The 16,269-nt window shown below is 44.6% G+C and carries 14 protein-coding genes; 7 read left to right on the top strand and 7 right to left on the bottom strand.

Features of this window, described 5'->3' with window-relative positions:
* Positions 1-113: 113 nt before the first annotated feature.
* Positions 114-1,469: a cache domain-containing protein gene (locus R7E29_RS04670; RefSeq protein ID WP_054577021.1), complete on the top strand. Its 1,356-nt coding sequence runs from the start codon at positions 114-116 to the stop codon at positions 1,467-1,469.
* Positions 1,462-2,100, top strand: a complete 639-nt coding sequence (locus tag R7E29_RS04665; protein WP_005376875.1) for a response regulator — start codon at positions 1,462-1,464, stop codon at positions 2,098-2,100. The genes R7E29_RS04670 and R7E29_RS04665 overlap by 8 nt, the downstream gene beginning before the upstream one ends.
* A 40-nt stretch (positions 2,101-2,140) precedes the next feature.
* Here R7E29_RS04665 and R7E29_RS04660 read toward each other — a convergent pair whose 3' ends face one another.
* On the bottom strand, positions 2,141-2,617 hold the full coding sequence (locus R7E29_RS04660) for a MarR family winged helix-turn-helix transcriptional regulator (protein ID WP_005376877.1): 477 nt from the start codon (positions 2,615-2,617) through the stop codon (positions 2,141-2,143).
* Positions 2,618-3,004: 387 nt separating this feature from the next.
* On the opposite strand from R7E29_RS04660, the gene R7E29_RS04655 reads away from it, so the two are divergent.
* Together R7E29_RS04655 and R7E29_RS04650 are read left to right on the top strand one after the other, a co-directional pair.
* The gene (locus R7E29_RS04655; protein WP_005376879.1) at positions 3,005-4,576 is read left to right on the top strand and encodes a BCCT family transporter; all 1,572 of its coding nucleotides are present in this window, start codon (positions 3,005-3,007) and stop codon (positions 4,574-4,576) included.
* A 231-nt stretch (positions 4,577-4,807) separates the two neighbouring features.
* Positions 4,808-6,691, top strand: a complete 1,884-nt coding sequence (locus R7E29_RS04650) for a methyl-accepting chemotaxis protein (protein WP_005376880.1) — start codon at positions 4,808-4,810, stop codon at positions 6,689-6,691.
* A gap of 69 nt (positions 6,692-6,760) precedes the next feature.
* Here R7E29_RS04650 and R7E29_RS04645 read toward each other — a convergent pair whose 3' ends face one another.
* Positions 6,761-7,480, bottom strand: a complete 720-nt coding sequence (locus tag R7E29_RS04645) for a 3'-5' exonuclease (RefSeq protein WP_005376881.1) — start codon at positions 7,478-7,480, stop codon at positions 6,761-6,763.
* An 8-nt stretch (positions 7,481-7,488) separates the two neighbouring features.
* A complete protein-coding gene (locus R7E29_RS04640) occupies positions 7,489-9,378 on the bottom strand; it encodes a DUF294 nucleotidyltransferase-like domain-containing protein (protein WP_017636107.1) in 1,890 nt (629 codons plus the stop codon).
* 314 nt (positions 9,379-9,692) lie between these two features.
* Here R7E29_RS04640 and R7E29_RS04635 point away from each other — a divergent pair, with 314 nt between their 5' ends.
* Entirely contained in the window at positions 9,693-10,334 is a 642-nt protein-coding gene (locus tag R7E29_RS04635; protein ID WP_017636106.1) for an outer membrane beta-barrel protein, read from the top strand.
* Positions 10,335-10,423: 89 nt separating this feature from the next.
* Here the strand turns inward: R7E29_RS04635 and R7E29_RS04630 are convergent, their stop codons facing one another.
* From R7E29_RS04630 to R7E29_RS04620, 3 genes are all read right to left on the bottom strand, one after another.
* Positions 10,424-11,614 (bottom strand): amino acid aminotransferase, encoded by a 1,191-nt coding sequence (locus R7E29_RS04630; RefSeq protein WP_005376884.1) that lies wholly within the window; start codon positions 11,612-11,614, stop codon positions 10,424-10,426.
* A 332-nt stretch (positions 11,615-11,946) separates the two neighbouring features.
* Positions 11,947-12,246 (bottom strand): hypothetical protein, encoded by a 300-nt coding sequence (locus tag R7E29_RS04625; RefSeq protein ID WP_005376885.1) that lies wholly within the window; start codon positions 12,244-12,246, stop codon positions 11,947-11,949.
* A gap of 245 nt (positions 12,247-12,491) precedes the next feature.
* Positions 12,492-12,722 carry a hypothetical protein gene (locus R7E29_RS04620; RefSeq protein ID WP_005376886.1) on the bottom strand — a complete coding sequence of 77 codons (231 nt, stop codon included), beginning with the start codon at positions 12,720-12,722 and terminating at the stop codon, positions 12,492-12,494.
* A 259-nt stretch (positions 12,723-12,981) separates the two neighbouring features.
* Between R7E29_RS04620 and R7E29_RS04615 the strand changes: the two genes are divergently transcribed.
* Positions 12,982-14,373, top strand: coding sequence for a PLP-dependent aminotransferase family protein (locus tag R7E29_RS04615; protein WP_054577020.1), 1,392 nt, complete (start codon positions 12,982-12,984; stop codon positions 14,371-14,373).
* Between the two features lie 98 nt (positions 14,374-14,471).
* On the top strand, positions 14,472-14,696 hold the full coding sequence (locus R7E29_RS04610) for a hypothetical protein (protein ID WP_017636102.1): 225 nt from the start codon (positions 14,472-14,474) through the stop codon (positions 14,694-14,696).
* Between the two features lie 91 nt (positions 14,697-14,787).
* Here the strand turns inward: R7E29_RS04610 and asnS are convergent, their stop codons facing one another.
* Positions 14,788-16,188, bottom strand: coding sequence for an asparagine--tRNA ligase (asnS, locus tag R7E29_RS04605; protein WP_017636101.1), 1,401 nt, complete (start codon positions 16,186-16,188; stop codon positions 14,788-14,790).
* Between the last annotated feature and the right edge of the window lie 81 nt (positions 16,189-16,269).

Here is a 16,269-nt window from a genome sequence, read left to right as displayed (position 1 = left end):
TTACCTTTTGAGACAAGTTGTTAAGCTGTTAATTATGTCTATGCAGACACAATCGATTCGTTTGTACTGCTAAGATAGTAAGCTGTAAAGGCAGCGTTTCATGGAGGGAAGGGATGCCTCTCAAAGCAAAGTTAATTCTGCTGACACTGATACCCGTGGTATTGGTGTCAGCGAGTATCAGCTGGATCTCTATCTATCAAACTAAGACCCTTGGCAAAAGGGAGGTGGAGATCTTTCATCAAAACCTGATCCAATCAAAAGAAGCGGCGCTGAAAGATACGGTCGACGTCGCTTTTGACTCCATTTCTTACATCTACAACGATCCGACTTTAGAAGAGAGTGCTGCCAAAACGCGTGTGAAAGCGATTTTAAATCGTTTGAGTTATGGGTCGGACGGCTATTTTTTTGCTTATGATAAATATGGTACCAACCTTGTACACCCAGTTCTTCCGGAGCTTGTCGGGGAAAACTTACTCTATCTTGAAGACGAAAATGGCGATCGCTTAATCGAAGCTTTATTGTATCAAGCGCAATCTGGTGGTGGATTTCATCAGTACCTGTGGCAAAAGCCATCTACGGGTGAAGTTGTCCCTAAGCTTAGTTACGCTGCATGGCTCGATAAGTGGGAATGGATGATAGGGACTGGGCTGTATATTGAGGATGTAAGCCGAGAAGTCGCCAATATGCGCGCGGCGGTGAACAAAAATATCGAAACGACATTTTTCTCAGTCGTCGTGATCTTAGCGGTGACCGTTGCTGTAATCATTGTTCTCACTTTGGCGATCAATCTGCACGAGCATCGCCTCGCTGATAAGAACCTGAAAGAACTGGCACATAAAACCGTGATGTTCCAAGAAGATGAGAAAAAGCATTTAGCGCGAGAACTGCACGATGGAATCAATCAGTTGTTAGTCTCCAGTAAATGTCATTTAGACTTAATGAGTCATAGACTGGAAGACGAAAAACTCAAATCCCACTTAGATAAATCACAACGATCGCTCGTTACCGCGATAAACGAGGTGCGGCATATTTCTCATCAGCTCCGTCCAAGCGCCCTCGATGATATCGGTTTAGAAGCAGCACTGACGACCTTGCTACAGGACTTTCATTCCCATTCCGGGATTGATATCGAGAGCAATTTCGATACTCAGCAGCATAAACTGACTTCGGAAGTCGCAACGACACTATATCGCGTCGCTCAGGAGTCTTTGAATAACATTGAAAAACATGCGCGAGCGAAAAAAGTAACGGTTACTTTGCAAAAAATGGGCAATATGCTGCAATTACTCATACGTGACGATGGGCTTGGATTTGTGGTTAACCATGCAGTGCACCAACAAGGGATTGGGTTAAGGAACATGCAAGAGCGTGTAGAGTTCATCGGTGGTGAATTTGAGCTAATGAGTGAGCTTGGCTTGGGAACAGAGATTACCGTGCTGCTTAATTTGGATGAAATAGTTTATGGATAAACCGATTAGTGTAGTGATTGTCGATGATCATCAAGTGGTATTGGATGGCTTCATGGCTCGTTTGGAGTTAGAGCCTGACATCGAAGTGGTGGGTACAGCAAGTAATGGTTTGGAAGCGATAGAGGTCGCAAAGCACTTGCAACCGGACGTCATATTGATGGATATCAGCATGCCAATAATGAACGGTATTGAAGCGACTGGTGTGATTAAAGAAGCTCGCCCAGAGAGCAAAATACTTATGTTGACCATGCACGATAATCGCGAGTACATCATGAAGGTCATGCAAGCTGGTGCCGTAGGATATATGCTCAAGGAAATCTCGGCCGAGAAAATGGTGCAAGCAATAAAAACGGTGAACCAAGGCTCGACGTATTTCTGTGAATCCGTCACACAAACACTCTTTACCCAAGAAGTGGTGCCTGCCACGCAAAAAACGAATCCTCTCAGCCGCAGGGAAGAAGCGGTACTTAAATTAGTTGCTCAAGGAAACAGCAGCAAGAAAATCGCCACTTTACTCAATATTAGTTATCGAACGGTAGAGACGCATCGCCATAACATTAAGCACAAGTTGGACTTACATTCGACGGCAGAGTTAGCAAAATATGCGTTTGAAACTGGGTTGACTGAGTAGGAGAGTAGTGCCCGCAAAAAGCGAGCACGTGGGAGCGAAACTAATCGGCTTTGGTAATGCTACCAAGCTCTAGCATTGGAGCAACATCGATGTCCTCTGCATTCATCATCGTCGAGATGCGTTGAACGGAAGATAGTAGAAGGGATTGCTCCCATTCTTCCAATTTTTGGAATCGATTAATGAAGTGCTCTTGCAGCGGCGTTGGTGCTTGTTTTAAGGCTTCTTGGCCCTTGCTCGTAAGTACAGCATGCACTTTACGCTTGTCTTGAACACTGCGCTGACGCTCAACAAACTGGCCTCGTTCTAGTCTATCTAGAATGGTCGTTGCGGTCGCTTGGCTCATGTTAGTGTGGCTAGACAACTGTTTAATCGTCACGTTATCTAAGTCATTGATAGCGCGCATCAAAATCAACTGTGGAGCAGTCAATCCAGACTCTTTGCTCAGCTTTTTAGAATGTAAATCAATAGCGCGGATGATCTGACGAATCGAGACCAATACTTCTTCGTACTTTTCCAATTTATTCATCCAGTCTGTAGGGAACATTTATCGAGGCGACACTAACTTAAATGCGCCCTTATTTAAAGGGGGGAAATCAAAAATTACCTCTACAATTTTACGCCGTGTCCTCAATACCATTTTGTCGCGCCTTTTCGACAAAATAAGAAGAGCTAAAATTATTATAGCAATAAATGTTTGTGGTCTAACTATTGTAGTAGTGATTTGTTCTATCAAAGGCCGTAACCACACAGTGAAAAGTAAGTTATTGGATTTTTTAATAGCAAAAAGATAGACAAAAACGTGTCAAATGATAGGATCTTGCGCCTTCACGGAATGCAAAACGTATCGTGTTCGAAAGATTTTTTTGTTTGGTACGTAAAAACACTACAAAAATAGAGAGGAACGATGACAAAGGGTATAGATAAGTACAGTATCGATAGTACCGACTATACGGTAGGTCAGGACAACGTTCAAAAATGGGGTTTTGATGTTCATAACCCAGTTTTTGGTATTAGTGCAGGTTTAATTGCGCTGTTTCTTGTCGCTGCATTAGTTCTAGATGCACATACCGCAAAGACGGCACTTGATGGGCTGAAGTGGAAAATTATTGGTTCATTCGATTGGTTGTTCATTATTGCAGGTAACATTTTCGTTATTTTCTGTTTGGCGCTTATCGTCTCACCAATGGGTAAGATCCGACTAGGTGGTAAAGACGCTGTTGCCGATTACTCGTTTATGTCATGGCTTGCAATGCTATTTGCAGCTGGTATGGGTATCGGTTTAATGTTCTGGAGTGTTGCAGAACCTGTCGCTTACTTCACCGGTTGGTATGAAACACCACTTGGTGTTGAGGCAAATACACCAGAAGCCGCGAGATTGGCACTGGGTGCAACGATGTTCCACTGGGGCCTTCACCCATGGGCAATTTACGGTGTTGTAGCACTTTCTTTAGCATTCTTTGCCTACAACAAAGGTTTACCGCTATCTATGCGTTCGATCTTCTACCCACTTCTGGGTGATCGTGCATGGGGTTGGGCTGGCCACATTGTGGACATTCTGGCTGTGCTTGCGACTTTATTTGGTCTTGCTACATCCCTAGGTCTAGGTGCGCAGCAAGCAGCAAGTGGTATTCATCACGTATTTGGTGTTGAGCCAGGCCTAGGTCTGCAAATCGTCGTTATTACCGTGGTGACTTTACTTGCTGTTGTTTCAGTCGTACGCGGCATCGATGGTGGTGTTAAAGTCATTAGTAACATCAACATGGTTGTGGCGTTCTTGCTACTTCTCCTTGTTGGTCTTATCGGTTGGGCGGCGAGCCTAGGTTCGATTCCAACCACACTTATGGCGTATGTAGAGAATATCATCCCACTAAGTAACCCGTTTGGTCGTACGGACGAAGCTTGGTTCCAAGGCTGGACAGTGTTCTACTGGGCTTGGTGGATTTCATGGTCGCCATTCGTAGGCATGTTCATCGCGCGTGTTTCTCGTGGCCGTACCGTTCGCGAGTTCATCACAGCAGTTCTGCTGGTTCCAACGGCGGTTACCGTTGTTTGGATGTCTGTATTTGGTGGCCTGGCGATCGAGCAAGTTGTTGATAAAGTAGGTGAGCTGGGCACAAATGGCTTGACTGACGTATCACTTGCTATGTTCCAAATGTTTGATGTTCTTCCATTTGGTAGCATGCTTTCTATCATCGCTGTTGTGCTGGTACTTGTGTTCTTCATTACGTCTTCTGACTCTGGTTCACTTGTTATCGACAGTATCACGGCAGGTGGTAAAGTCGATGCACCTGTACTTCAACGTGTCTTCTGGGCATTCATGGAAGGTGCAATTGCGGTTGCTCTGCTATGGATTGGTGGCTCCGAGGCGGTTCAAGCTCTTCAGGCTGGTGCCATTTCTACAGCACTGCCATTTACCTTCATTCTGCTTGCAATGTGTGTGAGCTTATTGATGGGTATGCGAACTGAGCGTCAGTAATTCGGCATTTTATAAAACCGTTTGACTAACAATTAATCAAAAGGCCAGCAATTTGCTGGCTTTTTTTGTGCGGTTTTTATGACGCTCGAGACAAAAAAATGACACATGAAAGTTCATATTTTACAAAGAGTTAATGTGCTATTTTGTTTTTTAAAAATTAGTGAATAGTCGTAAAAAAGTGTGTAATATTCATGCACCTTAACTGTTCTCCCAACTCAAAAAACTATAAATATGAAATTATCATTAAAACAAAAGCTTATAGGCGCAAGCCTTTCTGCTGTTGTTGTGATGGCAACAGCACTTACTTGGTTGTCGGCTGGTCAATTATTTGATCAGACTCGTTCAGGTGTCTATTCACGTGCGCAAAGTCTTAGTACTACTGCGTCAGAGGGAATTTCTGATTGGGTCAATATCCGTAAAGATATTGCCACTGCGTTCAACGACTACTCGACCGAGCAAGACGTTGTTCCTTTCCTACAACAAGCTCGCAAGGCTGGTGGCTTCGATGACATCTTCCTTGGTACACCAAACGGTGATATGTACCGCTCTCATCCGGAGCGTAACCGTGCTGATTATGACCCTCGCACACGTCCTTGGTACAAGGATGCTGATGCCGCGGGTAAGCAAATCATCACAGCCGCATATCAAGACGCAATCACGAATGCACTACTTGTGACCATTGCTGAGCCAGTAATGAAAAATGGTCAGTTTGTTGGTGTTGTTGGTGCGGACGTACTGATCGATCAGCTTATCAGCGATGTGATTAACTTAGATGCAGGTGAAAACGCGCATGCGATGCTAATCGACATGAATGAAGGCACCTTCTTAGCGCATCCAGATAAAAGCTTGACGCTTAAGCCTATCACCAGTGTTCTAAAAGATTTTTCAGAAGAGGCAATTGAGCGCGCCGCCGATGAAGGTCGTATCGAAGATACGGTAATCAAAGGAAAAGAGAAGCTTTACTACTTCAATAAAGTTCCTGGTACGCATTGGATGTTTGCGATTGAAATGGATCGCGCAACAGAAGAAGCAGGTCATGCGGTATTGCTACGAGATCTATTGTTCACTGCTGTGGCGATCACGATTGTGGTTATTCTTGCAGTTTCTTGGCTAGTTGGTTTCTTGTTCCGTGACTTGAACCGCGTATCAAATGCACTGGAAGAAATTGCATCTGGCGAAGGTGACTTAACGCAACGCCTAGAACCACGCAGTGATGATGAAGTAGGTAAACTGGCGGAAAACTTCAACCGTTTTGTTGGCAACATGCACACAATGGTTACTAAGCTTAGCCACGTATCTTCTGCGCTTTCAGAGCAAGCACGCACGACAGCACAGCAAGCTGAGGAGCGTAGTCAGCGTATCTCTTACCAGCAAGATGAAATCAACATGGTGGCGACGGCTGTGAACGAAATGGCAGCAGCGACACAAGAAATTGCAGGTAATGCTGATAGCACGGCAAGTAACTCAGAAGAAGCGGTTCAAGCTTGTTCACATGGTTCTAGCCAAGTAACTCAAACGCAAGGCTCTATTCAGAACTTAGCGCAAGAAGTTCAAGTTGCTACTGATGTGATTCAAGAGCTAGAAGCACACGGAAATAGCATCAATACGATTCTATCAACGATTCAAGGCATTGCAGAGCAAACGAACCTACTTGCACTGAACGCGGCGATCGAAGCGGCACGTGCAGGTGAGCAAGGTCGTGGTTTTGCTGTGGTTGCAGATGAAGTCCGCGTATTGAGCCAACGTACTCATGCTTCAACGCAAGAGATTCAAGAAACTATCGAGATGCTACAAGGCACAACAGCCAAAGCGGTCGGTATTATGGGTGACAGTCGTCGTCTAGCTGATACCAGTGTTGATGATGCCAATGCGGCTGCAGCGAGCTTGACGCAAATCCACACTGCTGTTGAGCGTATCAGTGATATGGCAACGCAGATTGCTTCAGCAGCAGAAGAGCAAGCATCGGTAACCACTGAGATCACTCGTAACACTGAAGGTATTCGTGACGTGTCTAACGAGCTGTCAGTCGAAGCTCATCAAGCAGCAGAACAAGCTGCTCACCTGTCTGAGCTATCACACGAACTTGAACAAGAGATTCAACGCTTTAAGCTGTAATCTTGTCTCAACCTAAGTAAAAAGGAGCCATCTGGCTCCTTTTTTGATCGCTATTAAGCGTGAAGTATATTACAGCCAGAACTCACTGATGGGTTGCTCTTCACTGTAATGATGGGCGATTTGCGCTTGCAGTAGCTCTGCGGTAGCAATTGCATCGGTTAATGCATGGTGAGGCGTATAGTCTGGCAGCCCATAACGGCGTCGAGATTGCGCTAGCCGAACCGATTCTGGTTTTTTCCCTTTTAAACGCTCCCAGAGAGAGCCTGAACGTTTCTGTTGAATCGTTTCTTCAAGGTGCAGCGTATCTAAAACAGGAAACTCAATACCTTCCCCTAAACGGCTTTTGAGCGCTTTATCCAGAAACTCTCTCTCGATACGACGGTAATGAACAACAATGATTTTCCCGCTTAAGCATGGTAGCAGCTCGCTTAAGATATCGCCTAAGTCAGGTGCATCGATCAATTCGCTGTGAGTAATACCGTGTATAATGACTGAATCTTCATCGAGTGCACGCTGTGGACGTACCTTCCAATGACGCGAGTTACGTAGGAAAATTCGCTTCAGGTTAAACGGCACCAAACCAATAGTAATGATGTCATGTTTTTCAGGATTCAAACCCGTCGTTTCGAAATCTAACGCCACGAACTCCACCTCAGATAACGGTGTTTCTGGAGCAGGCGGCTTGTTGCTATAAAACGCAATTAAATTCTCATCCTTCGCCATCTCCAGCTTTTGTTCAAACTTCGTTGGCCACTGAATGGTTGGCTTCTGAAAGAGCTTTTTAATCATGCTAAACCTCACTTAAAGCTCTTGTTCGCTTGGTAGCGGAACTTAAGGAAATTTTGACCATTGCTTAGGATCTGGAATGCATCCTTTAGGTTGCGACGTTCAAACTCAGAGAGGTTTTCCGGTTCGATATTGTTATCAGGATCAATGCCTAGTTCCACATCCGTCGCTTGGTGACGAATACGTACCATGGAAATAAATTCTAACGCGTCTTTTAAGTCTTGTGCTCGACCTTTTGGCAAAATGCCAGCATCAATAATGTCGTCAAGACGCTCAAACGAGTTCTGTGCACGTGAACCAACCGCCAGAGAGTGAACGCGAATTAAGTCGACCAGAGGAGCAGTACCGCGACGTTTGAGGTTGATGGAGTTGTTGTGTCTGCCATCTTTTTCCATCACGAAGTCTTTAAAGAAGCCCAGAGGTGGTGTTCTGTTTAGTGCGTTACGAGCCAAACACGCTAAGAAGCGGTTGTTCTTTCGAGCGCGACGAACAATAAAGCTAGTTAACTGTTCTGCCCATTTTAAGCGGCCATAGACGCCATCCAAGTCGAAAAAGATGGAGGCGTTGAGTAGTGCTTTCGGGTTCGGGTTATCAATCCAGTCAGCAAAACACTCTTCCCACTCTGAACGAGTCATGCGCCATAGTGGGTTGGTTGCCATAATATCACCTGTGCAATATTTGTAGCCACAGGCATCTAACCCATCGCTGACGTATTTTGCTAGGGCTTCGAAGTATTTACCATGTTTCTCTTCTTGATAAGTCTCATCTAGAATGATGGCGTTATCTTGGTCAGTCACCAACAGTTGCTCATCTCGCCCCATTGAGCCAAGTGCAAGGAAACAATAAGGAATTGGCGGTGGGCCAAGCTCTTCTTCTGCCATTTCTAGCAGACGCTGTTTGAAGCTTCGGCCAATGACCGACATCGCGCTACCCACCATGTGAGAGTTGGCATCTTCATTGACCAGACGCACGAAGCTGCTTTTCACTTCTTCGGCAACAACTGCTAAATCTTCGATAGTCTGTTGTTGGAAAATACTACTCACCAGCAACAACGAATTCTGAGATTCATAACGAACAATGTCGGTTGTTTCGATAATACCAATTGGTAATTGGTTTTTTACCACTGGTAGGTGATGTACGTTGTAACGCAGCATCGTTAACATTGCTTCATAGATGTAAGCGTTGTGGTCAAGAGACATGACCTCCGTGGTCATCACACTAGACACATCGTCCTGTGGGGACAAACCTTCAGCTAACACACGGGTACACAAATCACGGTCAGTAATGATACCAAGTACTGGGGACTGTGGATCGTCTTCGTCACGAACGAAATCTGGGTCGACGATAAGTAAAGCCGATACGTTGTCATTCGCCATTTGCTGCGCGGCTTGCTGGATTGTCTGACCACGATCAATCGTATGAGCATCGCCAGTCAGCAAGGTTTTCACTTTCGACGTCGTCAGGTCATTGGCGTCTTTGTTTTCTGAAATGGCTTGGCGTAAACGAGCGCTATTTTCAACTTCAACAAAATCCGCAAAGGAATCAAAGTTATCGTAAATTTCTTGGAAAATGTCACCAGGAATACAGTAGAGCAGGGTATCCTCAATGGCTTTTACCGGAAAGCGGACTTTGTTATTGGTGAGCATGCCCATCTGGCCAAATAGGTCACCTTCGTCAAGGCGGTTATACAGCTCACCTTTGCGTCGATAAACTTCAACAACACCGCTTCGCACCACGTATAAATCTTGGATATAGTCTCCAAAATGGATGATGGGGGTATCTTCTCGGTAGTACGAGATTTCGACACTCTCTGTCACCTTGTTTAGTGTTTCTTCAGGGAGTTCATTGAACGGGGGATACTTGGCGAGAAAGTTGTAAATCTCGAGAAGTTCTGCATCCATCGAAGGCGCCTTTTAGTTCGCAAATAATAAAGTAATCTTAACTTAGTTTTAAAACAGAGTCTTATCTGAACCGCGATTTTCGTGCTCAGTCATAAGATTCTGACATATCGCACGATAAGGGAGCTTCATTTTTACTACTATATGGTCACCTCAATTGAAAAAGACGTCGTCGATATGTTTTCTTCGTGATGACTGATTAGATCTTTGGCTGTTTCAGATCGTTATCACGTCTTTAGATTAAGCTATTCTTCTTGAGCCAAGTAGCTCAGGCGATGGAATACAGTGTTTAGATAATTCTCATGAAAGGAAGTCGAATGGTGAGAAATTTATTGCTTGTTTCTTTAGCTGCTTTGCCGGCGATATCAAGCGCAGCGGTCATGGACCAAGCAGAAAAATTTGGGTACGAACACATTCATTTGGATGTTGGTGCCGGAACGACAAACGAAGAATGGTTAGATAACTCTAATGCGACCACAGTTGGACTCGGTGGTAACTATTTGTTTACTGAGAACTGGTTGTTTAATGTTGATTACTCAGCGCAGTTTTTCCATCCGGATGATTTTACTCTTCGCATTGACCGCCTTTTGTTTGGTGGTGGTTACCGTTATGGAGTTACAGAGCAATTCGATATCTACGGGATATATGGAATAGGCGCAATCAAAGCGAAAGCGACGGACGACAAAACGGATAATACGTTGTCTTCCGATAGCGAATTGATTCAAGCTGTAACTGTTGGGGTGAATTACTTGCTCAGTGAAAAGCTTATTGCGACAGCTGAAGTGGAGTTGAACAGTAGTGATATCGTTGATGAGAACAATTTTAAGATCGGTCTTAACTACCAATGGCATAAAGTCATCGGCACTGGTCTTTTTTATCAGTTTAGAGATACTGATTACAGCGGTGAAAGCTCAGATTACGTCAATGAAGTTGGGCTGAGTTTGAAGTTTGTCTACTAGATCGGACGGGTTCGTTTTTGGCGTTAAGTTAAAACAAAAAAGGTCAGCTTATGCTGACCTTTCCTTTTAATGAAGTATGCGACAGTCGATTATAAAACTGCTGCAATGCCTTTACACAGAGGGCCCATATTTGACTTCGTCATACCAGCAACACTGATTCGGCCAGAACCGACAATGTAAATACCGAACTCTTCTTTAAGGCGGTTAACTTGCTCTTTAGAAAGACCAGAGAAAGAGAACATACCATTTTGACGTTCGATGAAACTAAAGTCTGCGTCCACACCCTCTGCTTTTAGTGTCGCTACAAACAGTTCACGCATTTCTTGAATACGGTCACGCATTTCTGCTACTTCAGCTTCCCATTCCGCACGCATTTCGGCGTTGCCAAGAATGTGAGTCACGACAGCGCTGCCGTGTGCAGGTGGGTTAGAGTAGATAGAGCGAATAATGGCTTTAACTTGAGAAAATGCGGTTGTTGCGACTTCTTCTGACTCAGCTACTAACGTGAAGGCACCTACGCGTTCATTGTATAGGCCAAAGTTTTTCGAGAAAGAGCTCGCGACTAGGATTTCTTTGTTGTACTTAGCAAAAGTACGAAGACCTGCAGCATCTTCTTCCACACCTTTAGCAAAGCCTTGGTAGGCGAAGTCGAACAGAGGAAGCAATTTCTTCTCTGCGACAAGTTTCGCCAATGTTTCCCATTCTTCAGCTGTAGGATCGATCCCTGTAGGGTTGTGACAGCAGCCGTGTAGAAGCACGATGTCGCCTTCAGATGCAGATTGAAGATCATTTAGCATCGCATCGAAGTCTTTGTCTTTTGTTTCAGCATTGTAGTAGCTGTATTGTGCCGTTTCGATACCAGCAGCAGTAAATACGCCGTTGTGGTTCGCCCATGTTGGGTTGCTGATCCAGATCTTTACATCGCCTAGTTGACGTTTAATAAACTCGCCGGCAACACGTAGTGCACCAGTACCACCCGGAGCTTGAGCTGTTTTAGCGCGTTTTTCGTTTACAATTTCTGCATCAGAGCCGAAAAGCAGTTTTTGCACTGCAATGCCGTACTCTGCTGTGCCTTCGATGGTTAGGTAAGATTTGGTTTTTTCAGTTTCAACAAGTGCTGCTTCAGCTTTCTTTACTGTCGCAAGAACGGGAGTTTCGCCTTGCTCGTTTTTGTAAATACCTACGCCAAGGTTAATTTTTTCTGCGCGAGCATCTTTTTTAAACTCTTCAGTAAGGCCAAGAATAGGGTCAGCCGGAGCGGCAACTACTTTTTCAAACATAATCTTCATCCATGTTAATCGAAGGGGTGTGCTAACATTTATACCTTTCAGCAATATTGGTTACAACCGTTACTGAAAAGAAAACCTAAAAAAGTTGCGATTTGAAACAGAATTCTAACATAACTAAAGTTTTTGCCATGAAAACGTTTGGTAGGCACAGAGTTTGAAGGGCATTTATGCCATGATTGGAGAAGTTTTGTACACATCCCAATCGTTTCAATTCAGTGCTTTGCGTTAACGCGTTTATAGTTGTCTAGTGAGGATTTGTTGAGACAAAAACGCCCCACCAAAGGTGGAGCGTTTACTGTTAGAAGTATGGATATCGGTTGGGGTTACTTCTTCAGATTGATTTCCGACTCAACCGCATTGGTTTCGATGTCAGGGTTAGAAGAAAGTTTTTCAGTCGCCCAGTCGTTCATATGCTTTAAGATCGCTTTTAATGCGTGTTTTTCGGTTGGTACTTCTGTCTTTTCAACTTCAAGTTTTTGCTTCGGATGCGTACCCGTCGCATCTTCTGCAACGTGTAACCAATCTGGATGCCAGTAATAAGGTTGGCCGGAAGGAGAGCTCCAAGAATGTACGCCGTTGGATTCACCTTTGTATTTAATATCTTCTTCGTTGTATTTCGCCATTATTGTTTTCTCTCATAATCCATGAGTTGAGGTGTGCATCACCATTACTATTTAAATGTAACAGATGTAATGAAAATTAATGTGATAACAATCGACTTATTTTGCCCTTTGAACGCGATAGAAGATGCGTACTTCTCATTCAGAAGAATTTACTATTTGGCAGGTTTTAGCTTTATTTGTGTTTAAAGCATACGACGATGGATTCGCCTACCTAATGCTATTCTTGAACGGTGATAGAGCCTAAACTACTCGTCATTCAAGTGTTTGAGAATCGCCGCTTTTACATGCTCTTCTGTAGCTGTTTCTCCATCAGGGACTTCAAGGTCAGCCTTTTTGTGTTCACCCAAAGCATCTTCAGCGATATGCAGCCAATCAGGATGCCAATAATAAGGGGTGGTACTGCCAGGATGGTCCCAACTATGTACACCTTTATGTTTTCCGCGATACGAGAGATCGTCCATTGTAAAAACTTTCATCGCTTCCTCCTGATTTAAAGACCGTAGCTCGAAGTGAGTTTAACGCACTCAGTCCAACGTAAAACCTTGGCTTTTAGGTATTGCAAAGATGTGAGGCAATATGTGTGTAACAGTCAAAGTATGGGATATAAACGCTCACTTCGTGGCTGAAATATCTATTGATAAGCTTGATAAATTACGTTGCTAAATTGAATACTCCCATATCAGAATGCTGGCGCGAAGTATGCTATGGTGCGGCTGTAAGTGAAATGAGGGAAACATGAACCGATACCGTCAACTGGCTGAGCTGTTCAAAACGCAGATTCAGCAAAATACATGGAGAGCAGGGGAAAAGCTGCCATCAGTGCGTGTAACAAGCCGAAACCATTCTGTCAGCGCAGGTACGGTATTACAAGCTTATCAGCTGCTCGAAGCACAAGGTTGGGTCGCAGCGAAACCTCAGTCTGGATACTTTGTGACTGCGGAGTTGGACCGCTTCGAACCGAGTTCTCCAGCCACTTCCGTTTATCGCTCTAGCATCAACGATGAACTTTACGACTACCTCAAAAATCAGGCCTCATCGAATGCGGTGAAGTTTGGCTCCGCGTTTCCAGACCCAGCATTGTTCCCATTAGAAGCGCTAAACCGCAACCTAGCCAGCTCAGGCAGGAAGATGGGGGCAGAGACGTTATTGGATAACTTGCCGCCGGGCTGTGAGTCTTTACGCCGTTTGATTGCTCAACGGTACATCCAACAAGGTATGGTGTTTACCCATGATGATATTGTCGTTACTTCTGGCGCATTAGAAGCGTTGAATTTGAGCCTTCAGGCCGTGACCCAGCCTGGAGATACTGTTGTAGTTGAATCACCGACGTTTTATGGCGCACTTCAAGCGATTGAACGTTTAGGTCTAAAGGCGATAGAAATAACGGTGGATCCGTTAACTGGACATTCAGTGGATCAAATTGAAGCGACTTTTGCCGACAATGATGTTCGCGCATGTTGGTTAATGACTAACTTTCACAATCCAACAGGAACCTTATTAAGTGACTGGCAGAAGCAACGTATCGTCGAACTGGCTGATAAATACGATGTGTACTTGATCGAAGATGATGTGTATTCAGAGCTTTATTTTTCTGAAAAAAAGCCAAGCTCACTTAAAGCTTTTGATACACAAGAGCGCGTGTTGTATTGTGGATCATTTTCAAAAAGCCTTTGCCCTGGCTATAGGCTGGGCTGGGTGGTAAACAAACGCTTCAATGAGCAACTTCAAAAGCTGCAACTTATCTCGACGTTGTCAGGCAGTGCACCAATCCAGCAGGGTATCGCGCATTACTTGCAAAACGATAGTTATGATAGCCATCTTAGAAAACTGCGAAAGAATCTTGAGCAGCGGCAATTGGCGTTTATTGAACTGGTTGATAAGTACTTTCCCCAATCGATTCGTTACACGCAACCGGAAGGCGGCTATTTTCTTTGGATAGAACTGCCGAAAACAAAGTGCGGAAAAGCGATTTATCAGAAGTTATTGGAAGCGAACATCACTGTAGCATTTGGTCAGTTGTTTTCTATCGCTCCAAATTATGAGAACTACCTGAGGCTTAATACATCGTTACTTGTAAATGATGAATTAGAACAAGCCGTGAAGACGGTCGGAGAATTACTTCATTAGCCAACTGTTTACCTGTTTTTTGCTCAAACTGTATCAGTGGACGATACCGAAGCTGTGTTTCAATCATGGGCAGACAACCATTTAGGTTAGGAGCCGTAATGAAAAAGCAGTTGGTAAAGCATGAACTTAGGTTGATGGGTGTTGCTATTTTTAGCGCATTTTTGTTGGTTTTTGCACACTTGATATTGGCGAAATCTTTTTCTCATATGGTTTGGACGGAATACACTGCTGCCGTTATCCCATTTGTGATGTTTGGCTTGTGTGTGGTTGGAGTAAAATACGCAGCGCGAGCAGATGAGGATGACGACGAAAATAACAACTAGAGTGCATACATCGGTTGCTAGAAAATCATTCGTACAAAATAAAAGACCTCCACATGGGAGGTCTTTTTAATTCCATATCACTAAAAAGTGATTAGAAGTTCGCAGAGCGAGGAGTACGTGGGAATGGGATCACGTCACGAACGTTGCCCATACCAGTTACGTAAGATACTAGGCGCTCGAAGCCCAGACCGAAGCCTGCGTGTGGCACTGTACCGTATTTACGTAGGTCGCGGTACCAGCTCATATGTTCAGGATCGATACCCACTTCACGCATACGTGCATCTAGAATGTCTAGGCGCTCTTCACGCTGAGAACCACCGATGATTTCGCCGATGCCCGGTGCTAGAACGTCCATCGCTGCAACTGTTTTACCGTCATCGTTAGCACGCATGTAGAATGCTTTAATGTCTTTCGGGTAGTTCTTAACGATTACAGGTGCTTTGAAGTGTTCTTCAGCAAGGAAACGCTCGTGCTCAGAAGACATATCGATACCCCATTCAACTGGGAATTCGAACTCACGACCTGAATCAAGAAGGATCTGGATTGCGTCAGTGTAGTCAACTTGCGCGAAGTCAGAAGAAACGAACTGCTCTAGACGAGTGATTGCTTCTTTGTCGATGCGTTGAGCGAAGAACTCAAGGTCATCGCGACACTCTGCAAGCACTGCTTTAAACACGTACTTGAGCATGTCTTCAGCCAGTTTCGCTACATCATCCAGTTCTGCGAACGCAACTTCAGGCTCAACCATCCAGAATTCTGCTAGGTGGCGGCTTGTGTTTGAGTTTTCAGCACGGAAAGTAGGGCCGAAAGTGTAAACTTTGCTTAGCGCACAAGCGTAAGCTTCTGCGTTTAGCTGACCAGATACGGTTAGGAACGTCTCTTTACCGAAGAAGTCTTCGTTGTAGTCCACTTTACCAGCGTCAGTGCGAGGAAGGTTTTCCATGTCTAGCGTAGATACGCGGAACATTTCACCAGCGCCTTCAGCATCTGAAGCCGTGATCAACGGCGCAGATACCCAGAAGTAACCTTGCTCGTGGTAGAAGCGGTGGATTGCTTGAGATAGGCAGTTACGTACACGTGCTACTGCACCGATTACGTTTGTGCGCGGACGTAGGTGCGCAACTTCACGTAGGTACTCGATTGAGTGACGAGTTTTTGCCATTGGGTAAGTTTCAGCATCTTCAACCCAACCAACCACTTTAACGTCAGTGGCAGCAAGTTCGAAGTCTTGACCCTTTGCAGGAGATTCAACAATCTTACCAGTTACTTCAACAGAGCAGCCAGTCGTTAGCTTTAATACTTCGTCTTCGTAATTATTAAGATTATTTGGGACCACGGCCTGAATCGGGTCGAAACAAGAGCCGTCATATATGGCAAGGAAAGAGATTCCAGCTTTGGAATCACGACGTGAACGGATCCAGCCACGAACAGTCACTTCGCTGTCTACTGCTAGCTGACCTTTCAATACGTCTGATACAGGCGCGTAAGTCATGTTTTCAATATTCTCCATTGAGGTAAAAATTCAACTCAACGCTTACTTAAAGTACTTGTCTAATAACATTTTTGTTCAAAA

The organism is Vibrio sp. Vb1729 (assembly GCF_033338655.1).
Taxonomy (GTDB): domain Bacteria; phylum Pseudomonadota; class Gammaproteobacteria; order Enterobacterales; family Vibrionaceae; genus Vibrio; species Vibrio alginolyticus.
The sequence above is the reverse complement of the archived record's forward strand: the minus strand, read 5'-3'. Positions and strand labels throughout refer to the sequence as shown.

Coding starts and splice junctions, on each gene's coding strand:
- R7E29_RS04670 (WP_054577021.1), top strand. CDS start 114: ATGCCTCTCAAAGCAAAGTTAATTCTGCTGACACTGATACCCGTGGTA.
- R7E29_RS04665 (WP_005376875.1), top strand. CDS start 1,462: ATGGATAAACCGATTAGTGTAGTGATTGTCGATGATCATCAAGTGGTA.
- R7E29_RS04655 (WP_005376879.1), top strand. CDS start 3,005: ATGACAAAGGGTATAGATAAGTACAGTATCGATAGTACCGACTATACG.
- R7E29_RS04650 (WP_005376880.1), top strand. CDS start 4,808: ATGAAATTATCATTAAAACAAAAGCTTATAGGCGCAAGCCTTTCTGCT.
- R7E29_RS04645 (WP_005376881.1), bottom strand. CDS start 7,480: ATGATTAAAAAGCTCTTTCAGAAGCCAACCATTCAGTGGCCAACGAAG.
- R7E29_RS04640 (WP_017636107.1), bottom strand. CDS start 9,378: ATGGATGCAGAACTTCTCGAGATTTACAACTTTCTCGCCAAGTATCCC.
- R7E29_RS04635 (WP_017636106.1), top strand. CDS start 9,693: ATGGTGAGAAATTTATTGCTTGTTTCTTTAGCTGCTTTGCCGGCGATA.
- R7E29_RS04630 (WP_005376884.1), bottom strand. CDS start 11,614: ATGTTTGAAAAAGTAGTTGCCGCTCCGGCTGACCCTATTCTTGGCCTT.
- R7E29_RS04625 (WP_005376885.1), bottom strand. CDS start 12,246: ATGGCGAAATACAACGAAGAAGATATTAAATACAAAGGTGAATCCAAC.
- R7E29_RS04620 (WP_005376886.1), bottom strand. CDS start 12,722: ATGAAAGTTTTTACAATGGACGATCTCTCGTATCGCGGAAAACATAAA.
- R7E29_RS04615 (WP_054577020.1), top strand. CDS start 12,982: ATGAACCGATACCGTCAACTGGCTGAGCTGTTCAAAACGCAGATTCAG.
- R7E29_RS04610 (WP_017636102.1), top strand. CDS start 14,472: ATGAAAAAGCAGTTGGTAAAGCATGAACTTAGGTTGATGGGTGTTGCT.
- asnS (WP_017636101.1), bottom strand. CDS start 16,188: ATGACTTACGCGCCTGTATCAGACGTATTGAAAGGTCAGCTAGCAGTA.